The organism is Amycolatopsis orientalis DSM 40040 = KCTC 9412, from assembly GCF_000478275.1.
Taxonomy (GTDB): domain Bacteria; phylum Actinomycetota; class Actinomycetes; order Mycobacteriales; family Pseudonocardiaceae; genus Amycolatopsis; species Amycolatopsis orientalis.
Genome location: NZ_ASJB01000045.1, coordinates 171,329 through 197,607, shown reverse-complemented (window position 1 = coordinate 197,607; position 26,279 = coordinate 171,329). Strand labels below are relative to the sequence as shown.

At 68.2% G+C, this 26,279-nt stretch carries 26 protein-coding genes; 7 read left to right on the top strand and 19 right to left on the bottom strand.

Annotated elements, in window-relative coordinates; all coding sequences use genetic code 11:
- Positions 1-59 precede the first annotated feature (59 nt).
- The 12 genes from dnaB to L324_RS14900 all read right to left on the bottom strand — a co-directional run bounded on the left by dnaB (position 60) and on the right by L324_RS14900 (position 9,945).
- Positions 60-1,469 (bottom strand): replicative DNA helicase, encoded by a 1,410-nt coding sequence (gene dnaB / locus L324_RS14955; protein ID WP_016338295.1) that lies wholly within the window; start codon positions 1,467-1,469, stop codon positions 60-62.
- A 475-nt stretch (positions 1,470-1,944) separates the two neighbouring features.
- A complete protein-coding gene (locus L324_RS14950) occupies positions 1,945-2,742 on the bottom strand; it encodes an ESX secretion-associated protein EspG (protein WP_037307545.1) in 798 nt (265 codons plus the stop codon).
- A gap of 112 nt (positions 2,743-2,854) precedes the next feature.
- Positions 2,855-4,183, bottom strand: a complete 1,329-nt coding sequence (locus L324_RS14945) for a PPE domain-containing protein (RefSeq protein WP_037307544.1) — start codon at positions 4,181-4,183, stop codon at positions 2,855-2,857.
- Positions 4,184-4,186: 3 nt separating this feature from the next.
- Positions 4,187-4,780, bottom strand: coding sequence for a DUF3558 domain-containing protein (locus tag L324_RS14940; RefSeq protein ID WP_037307618.1), 594 nt, complete (start codon positions 4,778-4,780; stop codon positions 4,187-4,189).
- On the bottom strand, positions 4,780-5,190 hold the full coding sequence (locus tag L324_RS14935) for a hypothetical protein (RefSeq protein WP_037307543.1): 411 nt from the start codon (positions 5,188-5,190) through the stop codon (positions 4,780-4,782). Before L324_RS14935 ends, L324_RS14940 begins: the two co-directional genes overlap by 1 nt.
- A 166-nt stretch (positions 5,191-5,356) precedes the next feature.
- Entirely contained in the window at positions 5,357-5,812 is a 456-nt protein-coding gene (rplI, locus tag L324_RS14930; protein ID WP_005168124.1) for a 50S ribosomal protein L9, read from the bottom strand.
- A gap of 12 nt (positions 5,813-5,824) precedes the next feature.
- Entirely contained in the window at positions 5,825-6,073 is a 249-nt protein-coding gene (rpsR, locus tag L324_RS14925) for a 30S ribosomal protein S18 (protein WP_005168122.1), read from the bottom strand.
- 89 nt (positions 6,074-6,162) lie between these two features.
- Positions 6,163-6,672 carry a single-stranded DNA-binding protein gene (locus L324_RS14920; protein WP_020632569.1) on the bottom strand — a complete coding sequence of 170 codons (510 nt, stop codon included), beginning with the start codon at positions 6,670-6,672 and terminating at the stop codon, positions 6,163-6,165.
- Positions 6,673-6,689: 17 nt separating this feature from the next.
- Positions 6,690-7,010, bottom strand: coding sequence for a 30S ribosomal protein S6 (gene rpsF, locus L324_RS14915; protein ID WP_173426372.1), 321 nt, complete (start codon positions 7,008-7,010; stop codon positions 6,690-6,692).
- A 102-nt stretch (positions 7,011-7,112) separates the two neighbouring features.
- Positions 7,113-8,003 carry a hypothetical protein gene (locus L324_RS14910; protein WP_037307536.1) on the bottom strand — a complete coding sequence of 297 codons (891 nt, stop codon included), beginning with the start codon at positions 8,001-8,003 and terminating at the stop codon, positions 7,113-7,115.
- Between the two features lie 118 nt (positions 8,004-8,121).
- Positions 8,122-9,009: a hypothetical protein gene (locus L324_RS14905; RefSeq protein ID WP_037307533.1), complete on the bottom strand. Its 888-nt coding sequence runs from the start codon at positions 9,007-9,009 to the stop codon at positions 8,122-8,124.
- A 123-nt stretch (positions 9,010-9,132) separates the two neighbouring features.
- Positions 9,133-9,945 (bottom strand): hypothetical protein, encoded by an 813-nt coding sequence (locus L324_RS14900; RefSeq protein WP_037307530.1) that lies wholly within the window; start codon positions 9,943-9,945, stop codon positions 9,133-9,135.
- Between the two features lie 120 nt (positions 9,946-10,065).
- On the opposite strand from L324_RS14900, the gene L324_RS14895 reads away from it, so the two are divergent.
- Positions 10,066-10,845, top strand: a complete 780-nt coding sequence (locus L324_RS14895) for a deoxyribonuclease IV (RefSeq protein WP_037307527.1) — start codon at positions 10,066-10,068, stop codon at positions 10,843-10,845.
- Positions 10,846-10,913: 68 nt separating this feature from the next.
- Here the strand turns inward: L324_RS14895 and L324_RS14890 are convergent, their stop codons facing one another.
- Positions 10,914-11,396, bottom strand: a complete 483-nt coding sequence (locus tag L324_RS14890) for a hypothetical protein (RefSeq protein WP_037307519.1) — start codon at positions 11,394-11,396, stop codon at positions 10,914-10,916.
- Positions 11,397-11,491: 95 nt separating this feature from the next.
- On the opposite strand from L324_RS14890, the gene L324_RS14885 reads away from it, so the two are divergent.
- On the top strand, positions 11,492-11,839 hold the full coding sequence (locus L324_RS14885; protein ID WP_235783538.1) for a hypothetical protein: 348 nt from the start codon (positions 11,492-11,494) through the stop codon (positions 11,837-11,839).
- Here L324_RS14885 and L324_RS14880 read toward each other — a convergent pair.
- The 3 genes from L324_RS14880 to L324_RS14870 all read right to left on the bottom strand — a co-directional run bounded on the left by L324_RS14880 (position 11,796) and on the right by L324_RS14870 (position 14,899).
- The gene (locus L324_RS14880; RefSeq protein ID WP_037307517.1) at positions 11,796-13,340 is read right to left on the bottom strand and encodes a glycosyltransferase family 87 protein; all 1,545 of its coding nucleotides are present in this window, start codon (positions 13,338-13,340) and stop codon (positions 11,796-11,798) included. The two genes, L324_RS14885 and L324_RS14880, sit on opposite strands and share 44 nt — an antisense overlap.
- 72 nt (positions 13,341-13,412) lie before the next feature.
- The gene (locus L324_RS14875) at positions 13,413-13,757 is read right to left on the bottom strand and encodes a hypothetical protein (RefSeq protein ID WP_037307514.1); all 345 of its coding nucleotides are present in this window, start codon (positions 13,755-13,757) and stop codon (positions 13,413-13,415) included.
- A gap of 56 nt (positions 13,758-13,813) precedes the next feature.
- Entirely contained in the window at positions 13,814-14,899 is a 1,086-nt protein-coding gene (locus L324_RS14870; protein WP_037307511.1) for an ROK family transcriptional regulator, read from the bottom strand.
- A 55-nt stretch (positions 14,900-14,954) separates the two neighbouring features.
- On the opposite strand from L324_RS14870, the gene L324_RS14865 reads away from it, so the two are divergent.
- Complete coding sequence (locus L324_RS14865) at positions 14,955-16,004, top strand: Gfo/Idh/MocA family oxidoreductase (RefSeq protein WP_037307509.1); 1,050 nt, start codon at positions 14,955-14,957, stop codon at positions 16,002-16,004.
- Positions 16,005-16,113: 109 nt separating this feature from the next.
- On the opposite strand, the gene L324_RS14860 is transcribed toward L324_RS14865, so the two are convergent.
- The 3 genes from L324_RS14860 to L324_RS14850 form a co-directional block, all read right to left on the bottom strand.
- Entirely contained in the window at positions 16,114-18,645 is a 2,532-nt protein-coding gene (locus L324_RS14860) for a transglycosylase domain-containing protein (protein WP_037307507.1), read from the bottom strand.
- A gap of 161 nt (positions 18,646-18,806) precedes the next feature.
- Positions 18,807-21,185 (bottom strand): transglycosylase domain-containing protein, encoded by a 2,379-nt coding sequence (locus L324_RS14855; RefSeq protein WP_081736345.1) that lies wholly within the window; start codon positions 21,183-21,185, stop codon positions 18,807-18,809.
- Positions 21,186-21,696: 511 nt separating this feature from the next.
- The gene (locus L324_RS14850) at positions 21,697-22,110 is read right to left on the bottom strand and encodes a DUF5318 domain-containing protein (protein ID WP_037307500.1); all 414 of its coding nucleotides are present in this window, start codon (positions 22,108-22,110) and stop codon (positions 21,697-21,699) included.
- Between the two features lie 247 nt (positions 22,111-22,357).
- Between L324_RS14850 and L324_RS14845 the strand changes: the two genes are divergently transcribed.
- The 4 genes from L324_RS14845 (at position 22,358) to L324_RS14830 (ending at position 26,266) form a co-directional block, all read left to right on the top strand.
- Positions 22,358-22,903 (top strand): PadR family transcriptional regulator, encoded by a 546-nt coding sequence (locus L324_RS14845; protein WP_005168208.1) that lies wholly within the window; start codon positions 22,358-22,360, stop codon positions 22,901-22,903.
- A 62-nt stretch (positions 22,904-22,965) separates the two neighbouring features.
- Positions 22,966-24,048 carry an inositol-3-phosphate synthase gene (locus L324_RS14840; RefSeq protein WP_037307497.1) on the top strand — a complete coding sequence of 361 codons (1,083 nt, stop codon included), beginning with the start codon at positions 22,966-22,968 and terminating at the stop codon, positions 24,046-24,048.
- 182 nt (positions 24,049-24,230) lie between these two features.
- The gene (locus tag L324_RS14835) at positions 24,231-24,551 is read left to right on the top strand and encodes a hypothetical protein (RefSeq protein WP_037307494.1); all 321 of its coding nucleotides are present in this window, start codon (positions 24,231-24,233) and stop codon (positions 24,549-24,551) included.
- Complete coding sequence (locus L324_RS14830; protein ID WP_037307491.1) at positions 24,551-26,266, top strand: alpha/beta hydrolase; 1,716 nt, start codon at positions 24,551-24,553, stop codon at positions 26,264-26,266. The genes L324_RS14835 and L324_RS14830 overlap by 1 nt, the downstream gene beginning before the upstream one ends.
- The last annotated feature ends 13 nt before the right edge of the window (positions 26,267-26,279 follow it).

The window sequence follows — 26,279 nt, the reverse complement described above, 5'->3', positions numbered from 1 at the left end:
CGCACCGCCAGGAACCACCTGGATCACGAAGCCCATCGAACAGACTTACAGGACACGGCCTAGTCGTGTGACAGGTCGACGAACCGGCTGTAGTGCAGCTGGTGCGCGACGGTGATCGTCGCCGTCGGCCCGGCACGGTGCTTGGCGATGATCAGGTCCGCCTCGCCCGCGCGCGGGTCGTCGCGCTCCCAGGCGTCGGGGCGGTTGACCAGGATGACGAGGTCGGCGTCCTGCTCCAGCGAGCCGGACTCACGGAGGTCGGACAGCATCGGGCGTTTGTCGGTCCGCTGTTCGGGACCACGGTTCAGCTGGCTGATCGCGATCACCGGGACCTCGATCTCCTTGGCCAGCAGCTTCATCTGCCGCGAGAACTCCGAGACCTCCTGCTGCCGGGACTCGACGCGCTTGCCCGAGGTCATCAGCTGGAGATAGTCGAGCACGACGAGCTTGAGATCGTTGCGCTGCTTGAGCCGCCGGGCCTTCGCGCGGATCTCCATCATCGTCATGTTCGGCGAGTCGTCGACGAACAGCGGCGCCTCGGAGACCTCGCTCATCCGGCGCGCGAGCCGCGTCCAGTCGTCGTCGGACATCTTGCCACCGCGCATATCCGCCAGCCGGATCCGCGCCTCGGCCGAGAGCATGCGCATGACGATCTCGGTCCTGCTCATTTCCAGCGAGAAGATGACGCTGGTCAGACCGTGTTTGATGGACGCCGAACGAGCGAAATCCAGTCCCAGGGTCGATTTCCCGACCCCGGGACGCGCCGCGACGATGATCATCTGCCCGGGGTGCAGGCCGTTGGTCAGATCGTCGAAGTCGGCGAACCCGGTCGGGATGCCCTGCGACTGCCCACCGCGCGACGCGATCGCGTCGATCTCGTCCATGGTCGGCTGGAGCAGTTCTTCCAGCGCGACGTAGTCCTCGCTGGTGCGCCGTTCGGTGACGTCGTAGATCGCGGCCTGCGCGCGGTCGACGACCTCGTCGATGTTCGCGCCGTCGGCCGCCGCCGCGCCGTAGCCGTACTGCACGATCCGCGTGCCCGCCTCGACCAGGCGCCGCAGCACCGCCTTCTCGGAGACGATCTCCGCGTAGTACCCGGCGTTCGCCGCCGTCGGCACGGTCGCGATCAGGGTGTGCAGGTACGGGGCGCCGCCGACGCGGCCGAGTTCGCCACGGCGTTCCAGCTCGGCAGAGACGGTGATCGGGTCGGCGGGTTCGCCGCGTCCGTAGAGGTCGAGGATGACGTCGTAGATCGCCTGGTGCGCGGGCCGGTAGAAATCGTCGGGGCCGAGGGCCTCGATGACGTCGGCGACGGCGTCCTTCGACAGCAGCATGCCGCCGAGCACGGACTGCTCGGCCGCGATGTCCTGCGGAGGCTGGCGGTCGTACTCACCGCCACGCGGCCCGGGGTCGCTGGGACCCGGATCGGACTCCGCGTACATCGGATTGCGGTCGTCGGTCAGCGCCACCGCTGCTGCCACCTCCTCATGTATCGAACACGCGTTCGATTATGCCAGAACTTCCCCGGTCAGTGCGTCCGCGCCCGCCGTCCACCTTCCCGCGGCCCCGGCGCTCCCCTGTGTCCACCTTGCGGGCCGGTCGAACGCCACGGTGCGTACCCGCCCGGCGGGCACGGTAGGCCCCCCGAAAGGACGAGCGCAATTTCGCCTGGGGACCGCCCTGTGGACAACCTGGGGATGACTGCGGGCATCCCTTCACAGGTGACCGAAAGCCTGTGTACAACTTGTGGGCAACGATGGGATGGTCTGACAAAACCGCTGGTCAGGCCCTGTGTACATACTGTGGAGAACTTTATTCAAATCCGTGCGGCGTGTCGGGCAAAACACGTCGTTCGGCGTGTCGCACGGCGGCGCACAGGGGTGCCCTGTGGATGAATGCTACGGAGCGTAGAGGCATGACCCGGTGGGCTGAACGGCGTGGAATTCAGGACGCGAACAACCTGCCCTGTGCGCTCCGTAGTCGTTCTCCGAGAACGTGCTGGTCGGCGGGTGTGAAGGCGATCCGCGGCTCGCCACTCCCCGGTATCTCCTCGGTCAGCCACCGGCCCTCGGACGTATCGATGTAGTTCACCGGGCGTTCGATCCGCTGCCGCGCGCCGCTCCGGCCACGGGCGGCGACGTACAGGCTGCCGCTGCCCATCCGGCGTAGCGCGAGGATGCGGCGAAGCTCGTCGGCCTCCTGGCTGCCGGCGCTCTGCCGTCCGCTGCGAAGCACCTCGAAACCCTCGTCCTGCGCCGTCGAGGACGAACGCGGTGCTTCGATCTGGCTCTTCGGGACGGCGATCGGCCGTCCTCGTCCGGGTGCGAGCTTCGGGATCTGGTCGAGGAACTCGGTGAGCAGTTCTTCGGGCCGCACCGAAGCGAGTGCGACGCCGTCGTGCTCGCTGTGCCGGGCCAGCACGAAGCCCTCCCCGCCCGCGCTGCCCGCGAGCAGGGTGTAGCTCAGCGCCTTGCCCTCGAATCCGCCGTCGACCCAGCCGTAGTACTCCAAGGACGGCCGGGCGATCGCTTCGAGCGTCGCCTTGAACCCGGGGTGCAGGCCCCGTGCGCCGAAGAGGCCCTGGCTCGCCAGTTCCTCGTTGGTCCGTTCGTCCTCGGTCCGCTGCGCGTCGTCGCTGTACCAGGTCGGGGTCTCCGACAGGATCGTGTGCGGTTCGCCGCCTCGGCGGCGGATCAGCGTGATGAGGGTGCCGGTCGTGATGGTGACCTGCTTGTCCAGCACCGGAACTGCCCCCTAGTCGTTCAAGCCCCTGGTCGTTCGTGTTCGTCCACCCGGGACAGGACAAGCCGGGCGCGGCGCCAATTTTGGCACGCGCCCGGCCCGCTCGTACGTATTACTCCCCGATCACCGGCGGTGCGGTGAGTTCGTCGGTGCCGAAGATGTCGTTGGGGTCATCGCCGACGAGGTACTTGGAGCTGCGCTCCTCGTCCTCGGCGCCCTTGCCCTTGGCGCCACCGGCACCCATACCGCCCATGCCGCCCATCATCCCGCCCGCGCCGCGGCCGGCACCTGCGGCACCGGCGCCGCCGGGGCCCATGCCACCGCGGCCCGCGCCCGCCGCGCCGCCGGGGATGGCCGCACCGCTCGCGCTGCCCGGTCCACCGGGGCCGAAGCCCGCCCCGCCCGGACCGAATCCACCGTCCGGGCCGAAACCGCCCGCACCGGGGATGTCGGTGCCGCCGAAGCCGCCGCCACCGCCTCCGCCGCCACTCGGCCCGAAGCCACCGGCACCGGGGATCTTCGGCGGGGTGAAGCCGGACGCGTGCGTCCCGTCGTTCCAGGACGGCGGCTTGTAGTCGCTGCCCGGGATGTTCGGGTTGAAGTGGCCGCCGGGGATGTTCGAGCCCGGCAGGTTGGACCCGGGAAGGTTCGACCCCGGCAGGTTGGACCCGGGGATGTTGGACCCCGGCATGTTCACGCCGGGCGTGTTCACGCCAGGGATGTTCGGCATCCCGCCGGGCGGCATCGAACCGGGCGGGGTGGAGATGCCGCCGGGCGGCATGCCGTTGTTCCCGTTCCGGTCGCCCTGCCCGTCGCCGTCCTTGTCCTTACCGCCGCCGTTGACGTCGACGTTCGTGTTCTGCCCCTCCATCTTGGAGTAGGTGGGCATCTTCTTGCCGTTCTCGGAACTGGCCTTGAAGTACTCGTTGAACGCGTCGACGTTCGCTTGACCCTTTTGGTTGTAGTCCCGGATCGCGCGGTCGGTGTCGGTGGTCCACGGGGTGATGGAGTTGAGCAGATTGTTCTTCGGCGGATCCTTCGGGACCGGCTGCACCTTCGCCTTCACCGTGGTGAACGCGGTGTTCTGCTCGCCGAGGTACTTGTCGGAGTCCGCCAGCTTCTTGCCGGAGTCCTCCATCCAGGCCCGCAGCGGATGCGCGCCGGACTCCTGCGCGGCTTCGGCGCTCTTGCCCGTCCAGGCGGCGTCCATCTCCTTCGACAGGTTGTCGATGGTGGTCAGCCTGTCCTGGTAACCGGCCTTCAGCCGGGTCGCCGCGGCCTGGCCCTCCTGGATCGACCCGGTCCCGGGACCGGTGACGATCTTCTCCCAGATGTTGTAGCAGTCGATCTTGCGATCGCCGCCCGACGCTTCGAAGTCGCCGGATTTCGTGGTCGCCAGGTTGTAGGCCGAGTACCCGGCGATGATCGGCAGCAGGAACACCCCTCAGCCCTCCTTCAACGTCTCGATCATCGCTTCCCCCACTTTGAGCGCGACGGGGCACGGATCGCTCGCGCCGGGCCCGTTGTCGTACTGCACCAGGATGTTCACGGCCAGCTGGTCGGTCACGCCGACGAACAGGCCGCATTTGCCGCTCTTGCGGCCGTCGAGCGCCGCGGCGTACACCGCCGGGTAGCCCGCGACCTCGGTCGGCTCGAAGTATTCGTCGTTGGCCTTCGTGTCGTAGACGTCGCTGAGGCCGTTCTTGTTCGCGAGGACCGGGCTGATCTCGATCTGGTTCAGCCGGTCGTCCGCGGCGAAGATCGAGCAGCCGGGTCCGACGCTCGTGGTCCGCCGCTCGCCTTCGCCGAGACCGAGTTCGGACCGCTTGGCCGCGGAAAGAGCGGAGCACGCGTCACTCTCGATGGAGCTGGTCTTCAGCGGACTGGGCACCTTGGGCGCGGAGCCGGACGAACCGCTCGACGCGCCGGGGGACCCGGTCGTATAGGACGGCTCCGAAGAGGCCGTCCCGGTCTTGGTGCCGGAACAGCCGGCGACCAGCGCGCCGGCGGCGAGGAGGAGAACGAGGGAACGTCGCATCACACGGCCCTGTGCTTGTTGAGCGAAGCCTGCGTTTCGGCTTCGTTCGTGGCGATCTTCTGCTTGGCGGCGGTCAGCTGGTCGATGTAGTTCTTGACGTAGTCCTGCATCTTCTGGTTCTGCTCCAGGAACGCCTTGCCCGACGGGTTGGCCAGCTTCTCCCAGTCGCCGCTCGCGAACTCCTTGCCGGGCGCCTTGACGTTCGCCATCAGCGTCGCGTCGGTGTAGTCCTTCTTGAGCTCGGCCTGCAGGTCGGTCCACTTCTTGATGACGCCGTCGATCTTGTCCTTGTCGAAGGCGAAGCCGCCGCCACCCCCGCCGGACGTGGACGCCGGTTTGTCCGGGTTGGCCGGAGCGGACACCGTGACCTGCTGCTGCCGGTTCTGTTCGGCGTTGCTGTCGTAAGCCATTGCTTCCAGATCCCCTTTTGAGTCCCCGTGCCTCGACGTCGAGTCTCATAATGCCTTGATCCCCCGTCAAGGCTTCAGACGCGGCCCGACCGGGTCGGGTTCCGCGGAAAGCAAAGGGCGGGACACCTCCGCGAAGGAGAAGTCCCGCCCTTTGGCCGAAGCGGTGTTACTTGGCCTTGACCTCGAGCCGCACGTCGACGCGGACGTCGGGGTGCAGGCGGGCGCCGACCGAGTGCTTGCCCACGGTCTTGATGTGGTCCTTCAGCTCGATGACGCGCTTGTCGAGCAGCGGGCCACCCGCGGCCTTGATCGCGTCCACGATCTCGGCGGTGGTGATCGAACCGAAGAGCTTCTTCGAGCCCTCGGCCGCCTTGCCGCTCAGCTGGATGGCGCCGAGGCCCTCCAGGGTCGCCTTGATCTCCTTGGCGTGGTCGAGGTCGCGGATGCGACGGCTCTCCTGCGCCCGCTTGATCGTGCGCACGTTCTTCTCCGCGCCCTTGGTGGCCACGATGGCGTAGCCGCGGGGGAGGAGGTAGTTACGCGCGTAACCGTCCTTGACCTCGACGATGTCGCCGGGTCCACCGAGGTTGGCGACGTCGGTGGTGAGAATGATCTTCGCCATTGACGTGCCTCCTTAGCGTGCGGTCGAGGTGTAGGGCAGCAGCGCCATTTCGCGGGAGTTCTTGACCGCGATGGCGATGTCACGCTGGTGCTGGCTGCAGTTGCCGGTCACCCGGCGGGCACGGATCTTGCCGCGGTCGGAGATGTACTTCCGCAGCAGGTTGGTGTCCTTGTAGTCGATGTTCTCCGGGCGGCCCTTCTTCTCGGCCTTGCAGAACACGCAGACCTTCTTCTTGGGCTTGCGGATGGGTGGCTTGGCCACGGTATTTCTCCTGGATTTCTACGTAGTGGTTGTCTCGAGGCGTCTCGCGGAGCTTTCGCCCGCGGTGGACCGCCTGATGCGACTTCGGATCAGAAGGGCGGCTCGTCGGAGAAGCCACCGCCACCGCCGCCACCGGCGGGCGGAGCGGAACCCCACGGGTCGTCGGCGGGCGGGCCGCTCTGGCCTCCACCGCCGCCTCCACCGAAGCCGCCGCCTCCACCGCCACCGGTGCCACGGCTGACCTTGTTCACCTTGGCGGTGGCGTAGCGCAGCGAGGGGCCGATCTCATCGACCTCGAGCTCGACGACCGTGCGCTTCTCGCCTTCCTTGGTCTCGAAAGACCGCTGCTTCAGGCGTCCCTGCACGACGACTCGCGCGCCACGGGTCAGCGACTCGGCGACGTTCTCGGCCGCCTGACGCCAGATGTTGCAGCGCAGGAACAGGGCCTCGCCGTCCTTCCACTCACCGGACTGACGGTCCAGCGTGCGCGGGGTGGACGCGACCGTGAAGTTCGCGACCGCCGCGCCCGAAGGGGTGAAGCGAAGCTCCGGGTCGGACGTGAGGTTGCCGATCACCGTGATGACGGTGTCTCCAGCCATCGGAAAATTCCTTCGGCTCAGGCCTTGGCGGCGACGGGCTTGGCCGGCTTGATCTCGCGGCGCATGACCTTGGTGCGGAGCACGGTCTCCTGAAGCGAGAGCTGACGGTCCAGCTCCTTGACCGCTTCCGACGTCGAGTTCAGGTCGAGGAGCGCGTAGATGCCCTCGGCGTGCTTCTTGATCTCGTACGACAGACGGCGGCGGCCCCAGACGTCGACCTTCTCCACGCTTCCGCCCGAAGTGCGGATCACGTTGAGGAAGTTGTCCAGGGTCGGTGCGACCGTACGCTCATCGAGCGTGGGGTCCAGGATGACCATTACCTCGTAATGGCGTGACACAACCACTCACCTCCTATGGGCTCGCGGCCACGGACTGTCCGTGGCAGGAGGGTTTGTCCAGGTAAGCGTACCTGGCTGGTTTTTCGCCGGTCCCGACGGGCGTCAGGAGACGCGGCGGAGCACCCAGGTGCGGACCAGCGCGGCGGTCACGCCCGCGAGCACGAGCACCGCGAGCAGCATCGGCAGCTGGACGTCGCCGCCGGGCATGCCGTCGGTCGCGAGCGCCTCGGCGTTGCCCGCGTTGCGGACGTCAGCGCCCTGCCCGGCCTGGCCGTCGGCGCCGGGGAGGCCGTACTGCGGGCCGCCCTCGCCGGGAAGCGGGCTGTTGGCCGGGTAGCGCACGCCCGGCGCCACCGCGACGCCCGGCTGCGCGACCGGCAGGTTGCCGTAGTCGCGCGGCGGGGCGTAACCGGTGCCGTTGCCGCCGGGGAGCAGGTTCGGCGCGGCGGGGGCGCCGTTGGTGCCGCCGCCGGTGCCACCCTGCTGAGGGGCGGTGGTGCCCGGGGTGGTGGGCAGCGCGGGGGCGACGTAGTTCGTGGCGACCGTGGTCAGGCCGCAGCTGCCGGAGACCTTGTGCTCGATGCTGTCGAGGGTCTTCTCGGGGTTGAGGCCGAGACCCCAGGACTTCGTGTCCTTGACCGCCTGCCGCACGGCCGCGCCGATGGCCTTGCCCGCGACCGAGCCGCCCGCGGCGTTCGGGACCGTGCCGACCGAGATGGTGTTGACCTTGGCGATGTCGTTCGCGGCGACGTCGTAGAGGGCCAGCGTGCCCGCTTCCCTCGCGCCCGCGCGCACCAGTTCCTTGACCGAGGTGCCGGTGATCGCGACGGTGTCGCCGATCCCGCCGTTGACCGTGCCGCTGCACGCGTTCGCCAGCGTGGTCGCCGCGGAGGCGGTGCCGCCGGTCAGGAACGCGCCGCCGGTGACCATGGCCGCCAGAGCGGAGACGGTGAGCGCCTTGCGGGTGGTCTGCCAGATGGTGGTCTTCCGCACGGGCGCGATCCTCCGGGTCGGTGGGGGCGTGTGGCAGTGCATCAGGATTTCGCCGTCGAATAAAGCACTACCAAGGGGGATAACGAGGGAGTGAGGAGAAAGATACTAGGCGGTAGGACTAACTTGAAGCGGCCATTCGGCGGAGTACCCAGGTGCGGACCAGGCCCGCGCTGACTCCGGAGAGTGCCAAAACGGCGATCAGCAGGGGAAGTTTCCCGTCCTGAGTGAACCCGTCACTCACGTTCGGTAGTGCCTCCGCCTGTCCCGCGTTGTGGACGTCCGGGTTACCGGTGCCGTTCTCGCCCTCGGCCGAGATGCCGAACTGAGGCGCATAACCCGGGATCTGACCGCCGTAGCGCAGACCGGGCGAAGGACTGAAGAGACCGGCCATCGCCATCGGGATGGAGCTGTAGTCGCGCATCGGGGCATAGCCCGTGCTGACGCCCCAAGGCAGGCCGCCGAAGTTCGGGGTGAAGGTGCCGGGCAGCAACGGGCTGTTCGCGGCCGGGATGCCGCCGGTGCCGCCCGCCGGGGTGCCGCCCTGTGCGGGAGCGCCGCCCTGCTGCGGTCCGCCGGTTCCGGGAGCCGGTTTCTGGGGTGCGGGCTGGGTCGCGGGGGCCTTCTGGCCGCCGCCGGTCAACGCCTGGGTGGTGCCCGAGACGGCGCCGTTCAGGGCTTCCGCGGCGGGTTCGCCGACGACCGGGACCGGCGCGACGACGGTGTTCACCACGGTCACCGTCACCCGGCAGACCGTGCCGAGCAGCGCGTTGATGGTGCCGGTGAGCACGCCGGAGACCGAGCCCGCCTGGCCGAGGTTGAGCGGGATGCCGAGCAACGGCGTCGTGCCGAGGATCGTGTCGCCGGGCTTCGCGGTCACCGATCCGCCGCAGACGGCGGTCTTGGTCTCGGCGGCGGCGGCCGTGCCCGGCATCGCGAGGGCGGCCGAGCCCGCGAGAATGAAGGCCGAAGCACCCAGGGCCGTCGCCCTCCGTGTCCGTTCGCGCATGCCTTCGACTCCTCCGTCGTCGGGTTCACCTACCTGCACAACGACGCTAATGGAGACGAGTAACGCCCGCTCACTCGAAGAGGTCGGGCATTCGAGTGGAAGCGGGCGTCACCGAAAGTGAGATCAGGCGGGTTTGCCCCGCAGCCAGGCACGGACGAGCGCCGCGGCGACGACGGCCAGTGCCAGCACCGCGAGCAGCAGCGGCAGCTTGGCCGGGGCGACCGGAGCCTGGACGGCCTGCGCGTTGCCGGTGTCCTTCTCGTCGACGGTGGGCGGCGGGACCTCGCCGGGGATGATCTCCGTGATCACCGGCGCCTGGACGAAGTTGCCGGGGAGCAGCGCGGCGTTGCTGATGACGCCGGCGATCGAGTCGCCGCCGATGCCGGTGGAGGAACCCGGGCCGGTTTGGACCGGGAGTTCACTGCCCGGACCGCCTGGCTGACCCGGCCCCGGTCCCGGCCCCGGCTTCGGGGGTTGGGGCTTCGGAGGCTGCGGGTTCGGCGGGTTGGTCTCCGGCGGAGTCACGACCGGCGGGACGCCCTTGGTGACACCCTGGGTCAGGTCGCCCACCGCGTTGACGGTGCCCTGCACCGGCGGGCAGACGCCCTTCGCGGCGAGGTCGCCGACCGCGTTGTCGGTGAGACCGGTCGCCTTCACCAGGTCGCCGACCGGCAGGGAGAGCAGCGGCTTGCGGCCCTCGGCGGTCTTGGCCTTCGAGTCGAGTCCGACGGTCAGCGCCTCGGGCGAGTTCAGCGGAGCGCCCGCGTCGAGAACGAGGCCGTTGCCGGACTGTCCGTTCTGCAGCGTGGTGGCGCAGTCGCCGGAAAGGGTCGGATTCGGTTCTCCGGCGGCCATCGCGGTCATCGGGAACGCGAGTCCGGCCGTGACCGAAAGCGCGAATCCCCAAACCGTGATCCGCCCGGCAGTCTTCCCCATCGAGTTCGTCCTCCGCCCCTCAAGACCCAACGCGGTTTTAACGGAACGCGCTCACGCTACCCCACGAGCGTGACCATCCGGCCCGCGCCGGGGAAAATCCCGCGAGGGTAGGTTGCTGGCATGAAAATCGGTGCCCATGTCCGCGACGACGACCCCCTATCCGCGGTCGCCGAGCGCGAGGCCGAGGTCCTCCAGTTCTTCCTTTCCGACCCGCAGGGCTGGAAAGCTCCCAAACCCCACCCGCACGGCGAAGCGATCAAAGAATCGCCGGTCGAGGTGTTCATCCACTCGCCGTATTTGATCAATGTGGCGTCGATGAACAACCGCATCCGGATCCCGTCGCGGAAGAACGTCACACAGCACGCGAACGGCGCGGCCGAGATCGGCGCGAAAGGGCTCGTCGTGCACGGTGGCCACGTCGGCTCCGCGGAAGACGTCGAAGAAGGCCTTGTCAACTGGCGCAAGCTCTTCGAACGTGAACAGGAGAAGGGCGGCTTCGCCGTTCCGATCCTGATCGAGAACACCGCGGGCGGTGACAACGCGATGACCCGCGACCTCGACACGATCGCCCGGCTCTGGGACAAGGTCGGCGAATTCGGCGCGGGCTTCTGTTTCGACACCTGCCATGCGTACGCGGCGGGCTGGGACCTGACCGAGGCGGTCAAGAAGGTCAAGGCCATCACCGGCCGGATCGACCTGGTGCACCTCAACAACTCGCGCGACGAATTCGGTTCCACGCGGGACCGGCACGCCAACGTCGTCGGCGGCGACGGCACGATCGACCCCGAGGTGCTGGCGGCGGTCGCGGCCGAGGCCGGCGCGCCCGTGATCGTCGAGACCCCGGCCGAAGGCCAGGCCGCCGACATCGCCTACCTCCGCGAGCGCGTCGCCTCCGCCTGACTCCCTCTTTCCGCATTTAGTCCTCTGGATGCGCCCAGCCCCCGGGCGCATCCAGAGGACTAAATGCGTCAGTCATCTTCGGAATCCCGCTTCCGGCGCCGCATTTCGGCACGGGCGGCGAGCGTGGCGCGGTGCTTGACCATCTGCGACAGGAGCCCGGCCGCGTCGCGCAAGGCTTCCCGGGTGTCGAGTTCGTAGTCGTAGTCCGACGACTGATAGCGCGCCCAAGCCAGTTCGGTGTCGGAGCCGGCCGCGCCGGCCCGCAGCCACGCCACCGTGGCGTCGATCATCGAGTCCAGCTGGTCCAGCCGCGCCTTCAGCCCGCCGGGCACGTCCGTCTCCGGCGGTACCGCGAACCGGCTGGGCTCGTCGGCGGCCTCGCCCAGCTTCTCCCGTGCGACGTCGTCCGTGATCTCCTCGGCGTCGTGGGGCAACTCCGCGGCGAGTTCCCACCGGCCACCCACGTACCGCTCGACCATGACGATCGCGGAGTACCCGTGCAGCGTCGTGGCGCGGTGGACGACCGAGCCGTGCGCGAGATGGAAGGCCATCCGCGCAGGCTATCCAGGCCGGGCTTCTCGGTACGTGACGAACCGCGCTGAATCGGCTTGACCCTCACGCCACGGGAGGGTCGAACCTGATCCCCATGATCGAGCATCGCACCGTGTACCGGGCGGAGGACGGCGAGCATGTCGGCTACGTCGTCCCCGCCCGGGACGACGCCGCCACGCGCTGGCAGGCACTGACCGTTTTCGGCTATCCGCTCGGCGGACCGGCCGCCTTCGACGACTCCGTCGCGTTGCTGGAGGCCGAAGGGCTGGCCGTCCTCGCCGACCGCTGGTCGGTCAAGCACGGCGACGACTGGTTCACCTGCCGTCTCGTCGAAACCTCGCCCGACGAGGTCGTCGTCCAGATCGACGACTTCGGCGCCGAGGACTTCGGCAGGCATCTCAGGCTGGAGCGTCCTGGACCTGAGGTGCTGAAACGCGCTTAGCGTCCGGCGCGCCGTCGAGGAAACCGCCCACCGGGTCGTCGTCCCCGGCGAGGCGGACGAGGTCTGTGCGCGGCCGGTGGATCTCCCGGATCACCAGCGCGCACAGACCGACCACGGCGAGGTCGCGGACGACGACGGCGCCGAGGAACCAGTCCTCGGGCAGGCCTTTGTTGTCGACGCCGAGGTAGTACATCATCCGCGGCGCCCACACCAGCGCGTCGATGACCATCCAGCCGAGCAGCAGCCGCCAGCGCGGGATCGCGAGCACCGCCAGCGGCACCAGCCACAGCGAGTACTGCGGGCTCCACACCTTGTTGGTCAGCAGGAACGCGGCCACCACGAGGAAGGCGAGCTGGCCGAGCCGCGGACGGCGCGGTGCCTTCAGCGCGATGTACCCGATACCGGCGCAAGCGGCGAGGAACAGCACCGCGACGACGACGTTGAGCACGACCGGCGTCTGACCCGTGGCGAGTTTCCCGTCGAACCCGGCCCAGCCGGAAAGGTGGGAGAACACGTTGTAGAGCGAGTCCGGATCCATCGGGCGCACCGTGTTGAGCCGGAAGAACTCCCACCAGCCGGTGGGCGCGGCGAGCGCGAACGGGACGTTGACCACCACGAACGTCGCCACCGCGAGTCCGGCGGTGAGCACCCACTGTTTGACCTTGCCCGCGCGCAGGCACAGGAAGAACAGCGGGATGAGCAGGAGCAGCGGATACAGCTTCGCCGCCGCGCCGAGGCCGAGCAGGAAACCCGCGACCTCCGGCCGCCGCCTTGCCCAAGCGAGCAGAGCGGTCGCGGTGAACGCGGTCGCGATGGCGTCGAAGTTGGTGAACGTGTGCACCAGCACCAGCGGGGAGATCGCGACCAGGACGGCGTCCCACGGACGGCGTTTCAGTGACCGGCCGGTCGCCCACACCGTCACCAGCCAGGCGAGCGCGAGCCAGAGCGCGGAGATGTTGAAGTAGACGGCGACCGGGAGCGCGCCGGGCAACCAGCCCGCTTCCGCGACGGAGAGCCAGGCTTCGGTGAGCTTCGCGTTGATCCACTGGAACAGCCCGGTCGCGACCGGGTACTCCATGTACCTCGTGGTCTCCTTCACCGTGCCCGCGTTCTCGGTCCACGAGGTCACGTACGGGAAGGTGTCCGGATCGTTCAGCCGCTCGGAACTGTAGAGCGGCACGATGTCCGAGTAGCACATCGCGACGAACGGGCGGCCCGCCCGCCAGTCGAGCTGGTTCATCCCGGAGTCGTCGGTGTACTGCTGGATGCACGACGCCTTGCCGAACCACGAGAGCAGCAGCGCGAGACAGGCCAGCAGCAGGCCGGCGCGCTGCGGCGACCAGAACCAGTGCCGTCCCACGGCCGCGTGTTCGCCGAGTGGACCGCCGATCGGCCGGGTGGCCGCGGCCACGAGCGGTTCGTTCCAGCTCGGGATGACCCGTTCGCCCGGCGTGAGGGAGAGCGGGGCCTCGCGCTCCGGCGGGGTCGTCTGGTCGGACACGAGGCGGATGTTAGCGCCTATCCGGGTGACAGACCGGTGATGTCGCCGCTGTCGTAGAACCCGGCCAAAGATCTATCGCTGCCCGCAGGCCCATTTCCAGGTGGCGTCCCCGTAAGCCTTCGCTGCGGTGTCCGGGTCTTTGCCTCGGGCCGGCATCGCCGTCCGATCGGCCATTTCGGGTGTCAGCGCCGTGCGTGCGAGTCCACTGATCGCGAGCGCAGACCCAGCAGTGCAGAAGTTCTTGGCCGCCTCGAACATCTCGTCGTACGTGCGCGGGGAGTTCGGGACGAATCCGGCGGTCTTCATCGCCGCTGTCCATTCCGCCTTGGGGTCGGGTGGAGTGGTTTCGCTGCCGCAGCCGACCAGCAGCAGCCCACAGGTAGCGGCGATGGTCAAGGTGATCGTCCGAGCGCGCAACTGTGTCCCCTCGATTTCCAGGTGGTGCTGCTAGATCGTCTGGCGAGTGAAGACCGTTACCGGCTCAGACCGGTGATGTCGCCGCTGTCGTAGAACCCGGCCAGCACCTCGGCCGCCGCCCCGAACGCGACGACGTCGTCGCCCATCTCGTCGAGATCGACCTGGATCCGTTGCCAGTGCGGCAAAGGCAGGAGTTCCCGCAGCCGCGCGGCGACCGTGTCCCGGTAGATCTCCGGTTCCGCGCGGACCGCGCGCCCGGTCAGCACGACGCGTTCGAGGTCGAGGATCTGGACGAGGTCGGCGAGTCCGGTCCCCAGCAGGCCCGCCGCCTCCTCCGTGGTCGCCGCCGCGTTGTGCAGTACCTCGACGCAGCCGCGGCGCCCGCACGCGCAGCGCGGTCCGTCGAAGGCGAGTGTCGTATGCCCGAACTCGCCGGCGTTGGTCCGGGGCCCGCGGTACAGCCCGCCGTCGATCAGCAGCCCGACGCCGATCCCGGTGCCGACGAGGACGACGGCGGTCGCGGCCTGGCCGCCGTCGGTCCAGTGCTGGGCGAAGGCGGCGGCGTTGGTGTTCTTGTCGAGCCGCACGGGCAGTCCGACGCGTTCCGTGAGCAGGTCGCGCAGGGGGACGTGGTGCCAGCCGGGCATGTTCGTGGCGTCCCGGACGATGCCCTCGCGATGGTCGAGCGGTCCGACGGCGCCGACGCCCATGCCGAGTACCCGTTCACGCTCGACGCCGTCGAGCAGCCCTTCGGTCGCTTCGGCGAGGGCGGATACGGCCTGGCCGGGGGTGAATCCCGGCGGCAGGGGCCCGCCTTCCGACGCGATGATCTTCCCGGTCAGGTCGGTCCGGAGCACCCGGAACGAGTCCCGGTCGAGCTGGGCGCCGAGCGCGTGCCGGGCGTCCGCGCGCACCCGCAGCAGCGTGCGCGGCTTGCCGACCCCGGACGCGGGCTGGCGTTCCTCGTCCAGCAGGCCGGCGTCCAGCAGTTCGGGGACGATCTTCGAGACGGCCTGCTGGGTGAGCCGGGTGCGTTCGGCGAGTTCGACGCGGCTGAGCCCGCCCGCGCGCAGGATGTGCGCGAGCAGCAGCGCGCGGTTGTGCTGGCGCAGGCCGCGCAGATTGACCCCGGTCTCCGGCATAGCGCGCATCCTGCCACGGCTGGCTAATTACGCAACACTGTTGTTTAATAGGGGCATGGCTGACTTGCGAGTGGGGATCTTCGGATACGGCATCGGCGGGCGCGTCTTCCACGCCCCGCTGATCGGCGCGACGCCGGGGCTGACCCCCGCCGCGATCGTCACCTCGAACCCGGAACGGGTCGAGCAGGCCGGTGCCGACTATCCGGACGCGGAGGTGCTGCCGGACGCGGACGCGCTGTTCGCGAAGGCGGCCGACCTGGACTTGATCGTGGTCAGCACCCCGAACCGTACCCACGTCCCGCTCGCGCTCCGGGCGATCGAGGCGGGCCTGCCCGTCGTCGTCGACAAGCCCTTCGCGCCGACTGCGGCCGAAGCGGCGAAGGTCGTCGAGGCCGCGAAGGCCCGGGGTGTCGGCCTGACGGTGTTCCAGAACCGCCGGTTCGACTCGGACTTCCTCACCGTCCGGAAGCTCCTCGACGCGGGCCGCCTCGGCGACGTCTTCCGCTTCGAATCGCGCTACGACCGGTGGGTCCCGAAGCCGAAGGACAACTGGCGCGAGTTCGGCGACCCCGCCGAAGCGGGCGGTCTGCTCTACGACCTCGGCGCGCATGTCGTCGACCAGGCGCTGCAGTTGTTCGGCCCGGTCGCCGAGGTCTACGCGGAGGTCGACAGGCGCCGTGCCGGGGTGTCCGTCGACGACGACGTCTTCGTCGCACTCCGGCACACCAACGGCGTGCGCTCGCATCTGTGGGCGTCGGCGCTCGCGGGGACCCGGAACCCGCGGTTCCGCGTGCTCGGCGACAAGGCGACGTTCACGAAGTACGGCCTCGACGTCCAAGAGCCGCAGATCAAGGACGGGCTGCGGCCCGGCGACCCCGGCTGGGGCGTGGAACCGGCGTCGGACGCCGGACGGCTCGGCGTGAACGACGACGTCGAGACCGTGCCCACCGAGGTCGGCCGCTACGAGGACTTCTACGCGCAGGTGCGCGACGCGCTTCTCGGCAAGGGCGACTTCCCGGTCGACCCCGCCTCCGCCGTCGAGGCTCTCCGGGTCATCGAGGCCGCACACCTCTCAGGTGCCGAAAAGCGCGTCGTCACCCTCTAGAGCCGGGGCTGAAGGGGACTTTCCCCTCATCAGACGCAGCGAAAGGGCCCTTCACCGCGTGGCATGCGGTGAAGGGCCCTTTCAGCACACGGAGCTAGCCGTGCTCACCTCAGCCGTTGTCGCCTCTGCCGCCGCCACGGCCGGGAGCGTTGCCGCCGCCTTCTTCGCCGTTGTTCTCACTGGACGACGGAGGATTCCGCGAGCTGGACGGCGGGTTCTCCTCGTTCCGTGAGGACGAAGGACCCGTCGAAGGACCTGTCGACGGCGTGCCGGTCTCGGAGCTGCCGTCGTCCTCGTCCGGCGGGGTCTGCGTCGAGGGAACGGTGGCGTTCTCGTCACCGATGATCTTGACCTTGTCGAAGCGCTCCCCCGGCTTCCCGTTGAGGTACAGCGAAAGGAACTTCTGCCAGATCGGCCCGGCGATCGTCGAACCGAAGATCGCCTTGCCGTTCTTGCCCTTCAGCGCCTTGTCGCCGTCGCCGCCGACCCACACCGAGACGGAGATCGACGGCGTGTAGCCGACCATCCAGGTCTGCGAGTTGGCGTCCTTGGCCCACGCGGGCTCGCCCGAACGGTAGGTGTGCTGCTGGGTTCCCGTCTTGCCGGCGCACTCGTGTCCGTTGGGGCACTTGAGCTTCGAGAACGGGATGACACCCTTCAGCGACTCCGTGACGTTGCCGGCGATCTGCTTGCTCTTGTCGGAGTTGTCGGAGAAAGCGGGCTTCGCCTCCTCCGGGGCCGAGTATGCGGCCTCGTCCTGCGAGTTGGTCACCTTGGCGACGAAATGCCGGGTCCTTCGCTGGCCGTCGCCCGCGAAGGTGGCGTACGCGGCGGCCATGTCCTCCGGGCTGACGGCCGTCTTGCCACCGCCGAGCGCGATGTTGTTGTCGGCGTACAGCTCGGAGGCGCCTTCGGGAGCGGGTTTGATCCCGGCGTCCTTGGCGGCCTGAGCCACCGGCCCGGGCTTGGTCACGTTCACGACCATGTCGTAGAACACCGTGTTCGCCGACCGCTGCATCGCTTCGGACACCGTGCACTGCGCCGAACACGAGCTGCCGGGACCGGCGTTCCGGATCGTCTGCTTCCCGAACTGCCGGTTGTTGGACCCGTCGAACGTCGAGTTGATGCCGCCCTTGCCCAGCTGCAGGTACGCGGTGAGGTCGAACGGCTTCATCGAGGATCCGGGGTTCTGCGGCGTGTTCGCCCAGTCCCGGCCCTTTTGGTCCTTGCCGTCCGGCCCCTTCACGATGGACGGGCCACCGTAGTACGCCTTCACCCCGCCGGTCTTGGGGTCGACCGCGACGAGCGCGTTGAGCAGGTTCTCGTCGGTCTGGCCCTTCATCCCGTCGGCGACAGCCTGCTCCGCCGCGGCCTGCGCCTTCGGGTCGATGGTCGTGTAGACCTTGTAGCCGCCCGTGTAATAGACGTCGTCGGTGATGCCGTTCGCGGCCAGTTCTTCCTTGACCTTGTCGCGGATGAACGGGTTGACCACCCCGGCCTGCTGCTTGTCGGTCTGCGGGATCGGCGTCGGGAACTGCAGGTTCGCGCGATCCGCGGCGGACAGGAAACCGTTCTGCACCATACGGTTCAGCGCCACGTTCCAGCGGTCGTTCGCGACCTTCGGGTTCTCCGAGCGGCCCGGCTGCTGGATGAGGCCCGCGAGCAGTGCCGCCTCCGACGCGTTCAGCTCGCCCGCGGGCTTGCCGAAGAACGACTGCGCGGCCGATTCGATCCCGTACGCGCCGCGCCCGAAGTAGATGATGTTCAGGTACGCCGAGATGATGTCCTTCTTCTCGTACGTCTGGTTCATCTTGAAGGATTTGGCGAGTTCGGTCCATTTACGCGTGAGCGACGATTCGTCGTCACCGCTGGCGACCTTGATGTACTGCTGGGAGATGGTCGAGCCACCGCCCTTGCCCGCGGTGACCTGGTTGTAGACCGCGCGCAGGATGCCGCCGATGTCGAAACCGGAGTTCGTCTCGAAGGAGGCGTCCTCGGTGGCGATGACGGCCTTCTTGACGATGTCCGGGATCTGCTCCGGCGTCAGGATCTGCCGGTTACCGCCCTTGGGCACGTCTTTGCCCATCTCGGTGTTGTCGGCGTAGTAGTAGGTCACCGCCTGGCCCTGGGTGGCCGCGATGGCCTGCGGCGACGGGACGTCGACGAGGAAGTAGGTGATCACGAACGCGATCGCCGGGATGACGAAGAACAGGCAGAACAACGCGAGCAGTACCCGCCGGATCCGTCTCCACCTGCGCTTCTTGCGCTGCGCCGGGGTGAGGACGGGCTTCCCGTCCTCGTCGGTCTCCGGGACGTGCTCGTCGTCGTACGGCTGCTCGTACCCGCGATCACCGTCGTACCGGTGCTCGGTGCCGTTGTGCTCGTGGTGCGTGATGAGGTCCGGCTCGTGCTGCGGCGCGACCGGTGGCCGCTGCGGACGCCGGGGCGGCGGCTGCTGGGGCGGACCCGGTTGCCGTTGCCACGGTGCTTGCCCGGGGCCCTGCTGGTGGGCACCCGGTCGCTGTCCGTGGCCCGGAGGCGGACCGCCGGCGGGACGACGGGGCGGTCCGGCCGGGCGTTGCGGACGACGTGCGGGGTCAGGGTCCTGACCTGGCCATCCGCCGTGGGGATCGTCGTTCACTTGGACGTCCTCCGAACCTTTCCTGGGTGAGCGCGGTCCTGCGGTCGCAGGTCTCCTTCTAGAGAAGACGTGTCAGATCCGTTCAGGTTCACCGGGTACGGAAAAAAGAAGGTGTGCCGGGCCCTGCCCGGCACACCTTCTTCAGCCGTTCTGTCCGGTCATCATGGATCTTCACCATTGGGGAACAACGGGTCCGAAGTCCCCGGCCCAGGCCTGGTCCAGCTCGGCTTCGTCGGCTTGGTGGGCTTCGTCGGCGTCGTCTCCGTCGGCTCGGTGGGAGTCGTCGGGGTCGGGGTGGTCGTCGGCGTTTCGGGCGGCGTCGACGTCTCCGGCGGCTTCTGCACCGTGGTCGTCGGCACCGCGCGGGCGTCCTTGCCGATCGGCTTGACCTTGCCGAACTTCTCCGACGGTTTGCCGGTCAGGTACCGGGACATGAAGTCTTCCCAGATCGGACCGGCGATCGTCCGGCCGTAGACCGGCTTGCCGCTCTTGTCGTGCAGCGGCTTGTTGCCGTCGCCGCCGACCCACACCGACGTCGAGATGGACGGCGTGTACCCCACCATCCAGGTCTGGGCGTTGCGGTCGCGGTAGCTCGCCGGGTCGCTGTCCTTGAAGTCGTACTGCTGCGTCCCGGTCTTGCCCGCGCAATCGTGGCCCGACGGGCACTTCAGCTTCGAGTACGGGATGACGTTCTCGAGCGCGTCCGTGACGTTGCCCGCGATCTGCTTGCTCTTGTCGGCGTCGTCGCTGAACGCGGGCGTGCCCTTGGGGGTCGTCTCGTCGAACTCGATCTCGTCCTGGGAGTTGGTCAGCTTGGCGACGAAGTGCTGCTTCTGCCGGATGCCTTCACCGGCGAAGGTGGCGAACCCGGCCGCCATGTCCTCCGCGGTGGTGACCGTGCCACCACCGCCGAGGGCGATGTTGATGTCGGGGCTCAGCTTCGCCTTGCCGCCGTCGGCCTCCACCATCACGCCGGCTTCCTTCGCGGCCTTCGCCACCGGGTCGATCTTCGTGACGTTGCGGACCATGTCGTAGAACACGGTGTTCGCGGAGACCTTCATCGCCTCGGCGACCGTGCATTGCGGGCCGCAGTTGGAGCTCTCGCCCGCGTTCCGGATCGTGCGGCCGTCGAACTTCCGGTTGTTGGAGCCGTCGAACGTCTCGCCGAGCCCCTTGCCCATCTTGAGGAACGCGGTCAGGTCGAAGGCCTTGAACGCCGAACCGGGGTTGTGCGGCACGTTCGCCCAGTCGATGGCCTGGACGTCCTGGCCCTTGTCGTTCTTCGTCCAGTCCGGGCCACCCCAGTAGGCGACCACGCCGCCGGTCTTGGGATCGATCGCGACCAGCGCGTTCAGGATGTTCTCGTCCGTCTGGCCCTTCATCCCCTCGGCGACGGACTCCTCGGCCATCTTCTGCGCCTTGGGGTCGATCGTCGTGGTGATCTTGAACCCGCCCTGGTGCAGCCTGTCCTGGTCGTAGCCGCGGGCTTCGAGTTCGTCGATCACCCGGTTGCGGATGTGCAGGCTCAACGTCCCGGCGTCGTCGGCCTTCGCCTGCGCCTTCGGGATCGGCTTCGGGAAGGTCGCGGCCGCGCGTTCGGGGGCGGAGAGCCAGCCGTTCGCCACCATCTGGTCCATCACGAAGTTCCACCGCCTGGTGGCGTAAGCCTCGTTCTCGGACCGGCTCGGACCCTGGATCAGGCCGGCGAGCAGGGCCGCCTCGGACGCGCCGAGTTCCTTGGCCGGCTTCTTGAAGTAGGCCTGCGAGGCCGCTTCGATGCCGTTCGCGCCGCGGCCGAAGTAGATGGTGTTGAGGTAGGCGGTGATGATCTCCTCTTTGGACATCTGGTTGTTCATCTTGAAGGATTTGGCCAGCTCGGTCCATTTACGGGTGAGCGTCGGCGCCTCGTTGGCCGTGGCCTTCTTGATGTACTGCTGGGAGATCGTCGAACCGCCGCCCTGACCGCCGGTGACGTTGTTGTAGACCGCGCGCAGGATGCCGCCGACGTCGAACCCGGAGTTCGTCTCGAACGACGAGTCCTCGGCGGCGTACACGGCACGCTTCACCGCGTCGGGGATCTCACCGGGCTGGAGCAGATACCGGCTGCCGCCGCTGGCGGGCGCGATCTTGCCCATCGGGCTGCCGTCGGCGTACATCAGCGTGATCGGCTGGCTCTGCTGGCTCGCGACGCTTTCCTGCGACGGGACGTCCACCAGGAAGTAGGTGATGACGAACGCGATCGCCGGGACCACGACGAACAGGCCGAACATCGCGTAGAGCACCCGGCGGATGATCCGCCAGCGGCGCTTCTTGCGCTGCTTCGGCGTCAGGACCTTCTTCTTGTCGCCTTCTTCTTCCTCGGCGGGCTCGTCTTCGTAGGGCTCGTCGCCCTCGGCGCCGAGGGCGGTGCTCTCGTGACGATCGTCATAGCGATCGTCGTACGGGTCGTAGCCGTACGGGTCTTCGGTGCCGTTGTGGGCGTGGTGGGTGATGAGGTCCGGCTCACGCTCGTACGGTTCCGGCTCGACCGGGCGGACCATCGCGGTCGCCTGGTCGGCGGGAGCGGCCGGACGGCGGTTGCCGGGCGGGGGCGGCGGGCGGTGGCCGACGGCGCCCTGCTGGGAGCGCTGGGCACCGGCGGGGCCTCGTGCTCCCGGCGGCGGGGGTCCCGGCCGGCGCGGGGGCATGCCGTTGGGACGGCGCGCGGCCGCGGGACGGCGGGGCTCCTCGTCGGACGGCCATTCCGGGCCGCCACCGTCGCCACCGGGCCACTGTGGGTCGGAGGAACGGGGGTCGGCGGACCGGGGTTGCTGAGACCGTGGTGCGGCCGAACGCGGGGTGCCGTTCGGAGGTGTCCGGCGCTGGGGACGGCGCGGGGGTTCCTCGCCCGGCCAGCCGGGTCCGTCCTCTTCGCCCGGCCATTGGGCACGGCGAGGTGCATCAGGCTCCTGGCCGGGCCAGGAGCGGTTGCGGTCGTCGTTCACGAATGGGCCTCCCAGACCGGCGCTTCGGGGGACGCCGCTCTGTGCTCAACTGCGATTTCGATACCTGTCACTGACCCGCTGTCTTCCGTGACCGGGTCCGTGGGCGAGTGCTTCCCGGATCTCCCGTTCCGAGGACGAAGGACCGCACCAGGTGGTTCCAGTGACAGCTCCGGCAGACCTCGACCTCGTAGACGGTGAACTCCGCGAAGTGCCCGTCCATCCGCACCAGCTCGTCCGGCGTCTTGGCCGATCCGGCGACGTGCTTGAGCTCCTCGCCGTAGACCCACGACACCAGGGTCAGTTCCTCCCGATGACAGACCGGGCAGTCCTGCTCACCTGGTCGTCCGTGGAATTTCGCGGCCCGCAGGAGGTACGGACCCGCGTCGCAGACGTCGTATGTGCCGACCCGTCCGGAGTGGACGCCCTTCAGCAGCGCGCGCCGCTGTAAGGCGTAGTCCACGACCTGCCGCTGGTTTCGCACGCCAACAGAGTACGGGCTCTTGCTGTGTGGTCCACGCCCCGTTCTCGACCGGACGGTGGGTACGCACCCGGACACGCCGACGATTCGATAACTCTCCGGTGAATTTCGTCCGGATCACCGGCCCCCGATCGGGGTTAGCTACACCACTTCGATGTATCGGCGCGATATAGTGGGCCGGTAGGTTGACCGAGCCGGTCTCGGTGGCCAACGCGACCGGTCGCGGTTTGTTCCCGGAAGGGGGTGCGGTGTGCTCGAGCTCGCGATCTTGGGGCTGCTGCACGAGACCCCCATGCATGGTTACGTGCTGCGCAAACGTTTGCATGAGACGCTCGGGATGTTCCGGACGTTCTCGTACGGCTCGCTGTACCCGACGCTGCGTCGGCTGCTTCGTGCCGGTTACCTCGTCGAGGAACTCGAAGAGGTGGAAGACCGGGCATGGGCACGCCGGGGCAAGCGTGTGTACAAGCTCACCGCCGAGGGCAAGGAGCGTTTCGCCGAACTACTCGGTGACGCCGGTCCGCAGACGTGGGACGACGAAGGCTTCGGCGTCCACCTGGCGTTCTTTTCGAGGACACCGGCCGACGTCAGGATGCGGATCCTGGAAGGCCGTCGTCGTCGGGTCGAGGAACGCCGAGAAGGACTTCGGACGGCAATGGCGCGGGCCGAGGAGAAGATCGACCGTTATACCCGCGAGCTGCACCGGCTCGGGCTGGAGTCCAGCGAGCGGGAGGTGCGCTGGCTCAACGAGCTGATCGCGCACGAACAGGCCGAGCAGCGCGGACCGGAGACCTGAGGCGCTCTCCGGGCCCGCTGGGCATTACCTACAACTGTTGGACGAATGAAGGAGAAACCGGCATGGGCGAGAACCGCCGCGTTCGGGTGGCCATCGTGGGCGTCGGCAACTGTGCGGCCTCGCTGGTCCAGGGCGTTCAGTACTACCGCGACGCAGATCCCAGCACTCGCGTGCCCGGTTTGATGCACGTCGTGTTCGGCGACTACCACGTCCGCGACATCGAGTTCGTCGCCGCGTTCGACGTGGACGCCAAGAAGGTCAGCCGCGACCTGTCCGAGGCGATCTTCGCCAGCGAGAACAACACCATCAAGATCGCCGACGTGCCGCCGCTGGGCGTCACCGTGCAGCGCGGCCACACCTACGACGGGCTCGGCCGCTTCTACCGCGAGACCATCGAAGAGTCCGACGAGACCCCGGTCGACGTCGTCGCGGCGCTGCGCGAGGCCGAGGTCGACGTGCTCGTCTCGTACCTGCCCGTGGGCTCCGAAGAGGCCGACAAGTTCTACGCGCAGGCGTGCATCGACGCCGGTGTGGCGTTCGTCAACGCGCTGCCGGTGTTCATCGCCTCGGACCCCGAGTGGGCCGAGAAGTTCCGCGCGGCGGGCGTGCCGATCGTCGGCGACGACATCAAGTCCCAGGTCGGCGCCACCATCACGCACCGCGTGCTGGCGAAGCTGTTCGAGGACCGCGGCGTCCAGCTCGACCGGACCATGCAGCTCAACGTGGGCGGGAACATGGACTTCCTGAACATGAAGGAGCTGGAGCGGCTCGAGTCGAAGAAGATCTCGAAGACCCAGTCGGTCACTTCGCAGGTCGACCGCGAACTCGGCAAGGGCAACGTCCACATCGGCCCGTCGGACTACGTGCAGTGGCTCGACGACCGCAAGTGGGCCTACGTCCGGCTCGAAGGCCGCGCCTTCGGTGACGTGCCGCTGAACCTGGAGTACAAGCTCGAGGTGTGGGACTCGCCGAACTCGGCGGGCATCATCATCGACGCCGTGCGCGCCGCGAAGATCGCGAAGGACCGCGGCATCGGCGGCCCGATCCTGTCGGCTTCGTCCTACTTCATGAAGTCGCCGCCGGAGCAGTACGACGACTCCACCGCGCGCGACGAGGTCGAAAAGTTCATCGCCGGCGAGGCGTGACCTCCCGGTAGCGCGTTATCGCGAAGTGAGCTGAAGGCTCCCTTCACCGCATGCGATGCGGTGAAGGGAGCCTTCGCTGCATCACATGCGGTGAAAGTCCCCTTCAGCCCGTCTTGAGCAGTGCCGCTACCTGCTCTGATCCCGTAGTGTGATCGTCTGACTACCAAGGGCGGGGAGGCCTGATGGTCGGCTATGACGTGGTGATCGAGAAGATCAGAGGGACTGGACAGGCGGCGACGCGGGTCGCGGACGCGCTGCGCGGGGCGAAGTGCTCCGCGGCCGTGCCGTCCGGGGATGCCGGTATGCCGGGGGCACAGTGCGTGGCCAAGCTCGCCGCCGCCAAGCAGGCCTTGCGGGATCGCGAGCAGGCGTACGAGCGTCGTCTCGACGCGCACGCGGCGAACATGGCGAAGGCCGCGGACCTCTACAGCGGTCGCGAGGATGCCGCCACGGCGGAGCTGTCCGTGCCGGTGCAGGCGACGGGTGGGCGGAAGCCGGTCTGATGGTCACCTGGGCTGAGGTCACGCGATGGGATCCCGCACCTCTGCAAACCGCGGTCGGTGAGATCAATGCCGCGTACAACAAGGTCGTCGTGTGCTCAGACGATCTGCGCGGTATCAACACGGCGGATGGCTGGCATGGTGAGGCGGCTACCGCCGCGGCGAGCGAGGTCGGTCAGATCATCGATGGTCTGGAGGAGTACGCCGCCGAGGTCGCCTCGCTTCGTCGCAGCGCGGGGGACGTCGGGGACGCGATCAGCGGGGTCGTGAACGGCATCAAGGAAGTCGAGGGGCTCGCCCGGGCGCACCACTTCACCATCGGCGGTGACGGGGAGATCGTCGACAACGGACCGCCTCCGGAAACCGCAGAGGGTGAGAAAGAAGCCGTCGCCCGCGAACGGGCGACGATCGCGGCGGAACTGCGCGATCGTGTCGCCGAGGTACTCAAGAGCGCGACCGACATCGATGATGACTTCTGTCCCGTGCTCGACCGGATCGTGTCGGGGCAGACCATCGACGCGACCGGTAACGACAACGAGAACACGTCGTTGGCGGCGGCAGGCAACTCTGGCGCCGTCATGGGCGCGCTCAGTATTCCCGCGCCACCGCCCGAAGGAGCGACAGCGGCACAGAACGCCGCCTATTGGGCGACCTTGAGTGAAGCTCAGCGGACCCGGCTGGCCATGGATCGCCCGGAACTCGTCGGGCCACGGGACGGTTTCTCCGCGAAGCAACGCGATATCGCGAACCGTGGGCTGATCGGCCGTGAACGATCGCGTCTCCAAGCGGAGCGTGACGAGCTGCGGAAGAAGATCGACGACTTCCGGCGAACCGGCGGTGGGGAGATCAAACTCAACGACCAGCGCGAGTTCGATGCCTTGACCGTACGACTCGGCGAGTTGGACAAGAAGATCAAGGGTGTCGACGATCTCGACGCCATGCTCAAGCAGGACCCGGCGACGCCCGAGAACCAGAAGTACTACCTACTGGGCATCGACGGTCACGACGACGGTAAAGCCATCCTGGCGAAAGGGAACCCGGACACCGCGGCCCATGTGGCGTCCTACGTCCCCGGTACGACGGCGGACCTTGCCACCTTCGCCGACGAGGCCGCGCGAGGCGACGCGATGCATCAAGCGGCCATCGAGGCGGGCGGGCGGTCCACTTCGGTCATCACTTGGCTGGGATACGACGCACCCGACACGCTGTTGGACGCCGGGAGTGAGAGCTACGCGGACAACGGTAAGCAGGCGTTCGACAAGTTCCAGGATGGCTTGCGGGAGAGTCACACCGGAGCCCCGTCGCACAGCACGGCCATCGGCCACAGCTATGGAACCACGGTGGTGGGGCACGCCGCACGAGATGGCGGCCTCGCCGTCGACGACATGGTTTTCGTGGCGAGTCCCGGTGTCGGTGTGGATTACGCGCACCAGCTGAATATCGCGCCCGATCATGTCTACTCGACCACGGCCGAGAAGGACGTCATCAACGTCACCAACTTCCCCCGTATGCCAGGAGGGGAAGGCATGCTCATCGATCCACTCGGTCCCGACCCCATGGATCCGGAATTCGGCGGTAAGACCTTCGAATCGAACCGCGGAACCACGGCCGGTGGACCCGCCGAGTTGCCGAGCGTGGAAGCTCACGGGGAGTACTGGAAGCAAGACAGCCCGTCTCTCCGAGGTATGGGCAAGATAGTCGCGGGGCGGCAACCGTGACCCAAGCCGGGAA

Excerpts from the sequence above, each read along its gene's own strand:
- L324_RS14940 (WP_037307618.1), bottom strand. The coding sequence starts at position 4,780 with ATGCGACGTTCCCTCGTTCTCCTCCTCGCCGCCGGCGCGCTGGTCGCC.
- L324_RS14935 (WP_037307543.1), bottom strand. The coding sequence starts at position 5,190 with ATGGCTTACGACAGCAACGCCGAACAGAACCGGCAGCAGCAGGTCACG.
- rplI (WP_005168124.1), bottom strand. The coding sequence starts at position 5,812 with ATGGCGAAGATCATTCTCACCACCGACGTCGCCAACCTCGGTGGACCC.
- L324_RS14920 (WP_020632569.1), bottom strand. The coding sequence starts at position 6,672 with ATGGCTGGAGACACCGTCATCACGGTGATCGGCAACCTCACGTCCGAC.
- L324_RS14905 (WP_037307533.1), bottom strand. The coding sequence starts at position 9,009 with ATGCGCGAACGGACACGGAGGGCGACGGCCCTGGGTGCTTCGGCCTTC.
- L324_RS14900 (WP_037307530.1), bottom strand. The coding sequence starts at position 9,945 with ATGGGGAAGACTGCCGGGCGGATCACGGTTTGGGGATTCGCGCTTTCG.
- L324_RS14895 (WP_037307527.1), top strand. The coding sequence starts at position 10,066 with ATGAAAATCGGTGCCCATGTCCGCGACGACGACCCCCTATCCGCGGTC.
- L324_RS14890 (WP_037307519.1), bottom strand. The coding sequence starts at position 11,396 with ATGGCCTTCCATCTCGCGCACGGCTCGGTCGTCCACCGCGCCACGACG.
- L324_RS14885 (WP_235783538.1), top strand. The coding sequence starts at position 11,492 with ATGATCGAGCATCGCACCGTGTACCGGGCGGAGGACGGCGAGCATGTC.
- L324_RS14870 (WP_037307511.1), bottom strand. The coding sequence starts at position 14,899 with ATGCCGGAGACCGGGGTCAATCTGCGCGGCCTGCGCCAGCACAACCGC.
- L324_RS14865 (WP_037307509.1), top strand. The coding sequence starts at position 14,955 with ATGGCTGACTTGCGAGTGGGGATCTTCGGATACGGCATCGGCGGGCGC.
- L324_RS14855 (WP_081736345.1), bottom strand. The coding sequence starts at position 21,185 with ATGGTCCGCCCGGTCGAGCCGGAACCGTACGAGCGTGAGCCGGACCTC.
- L324_RS14840 (WP_037307497.1), top strand. The coding sequence starts at position 22,966 with ATGGGCGAGAACCGCCGCGTTCGGGTGGCCATCGTGGGCGTCGGCAAC.
- L324_RS14835 (WP_037307494.1), top strand. The coding sequence starts at position 24,231 with ATGGTCGGCTATGACGTGGTGATCGAGAAGATCAGAGGGACTGGACAG.
- L324_RS14830 (WP_037307491.1), top strand. The coding sequence starts at position 24,551 with ATGGTCACCTGGGCTGAGGTCACGCGATGGGATCCCGCACCTCTGCAA.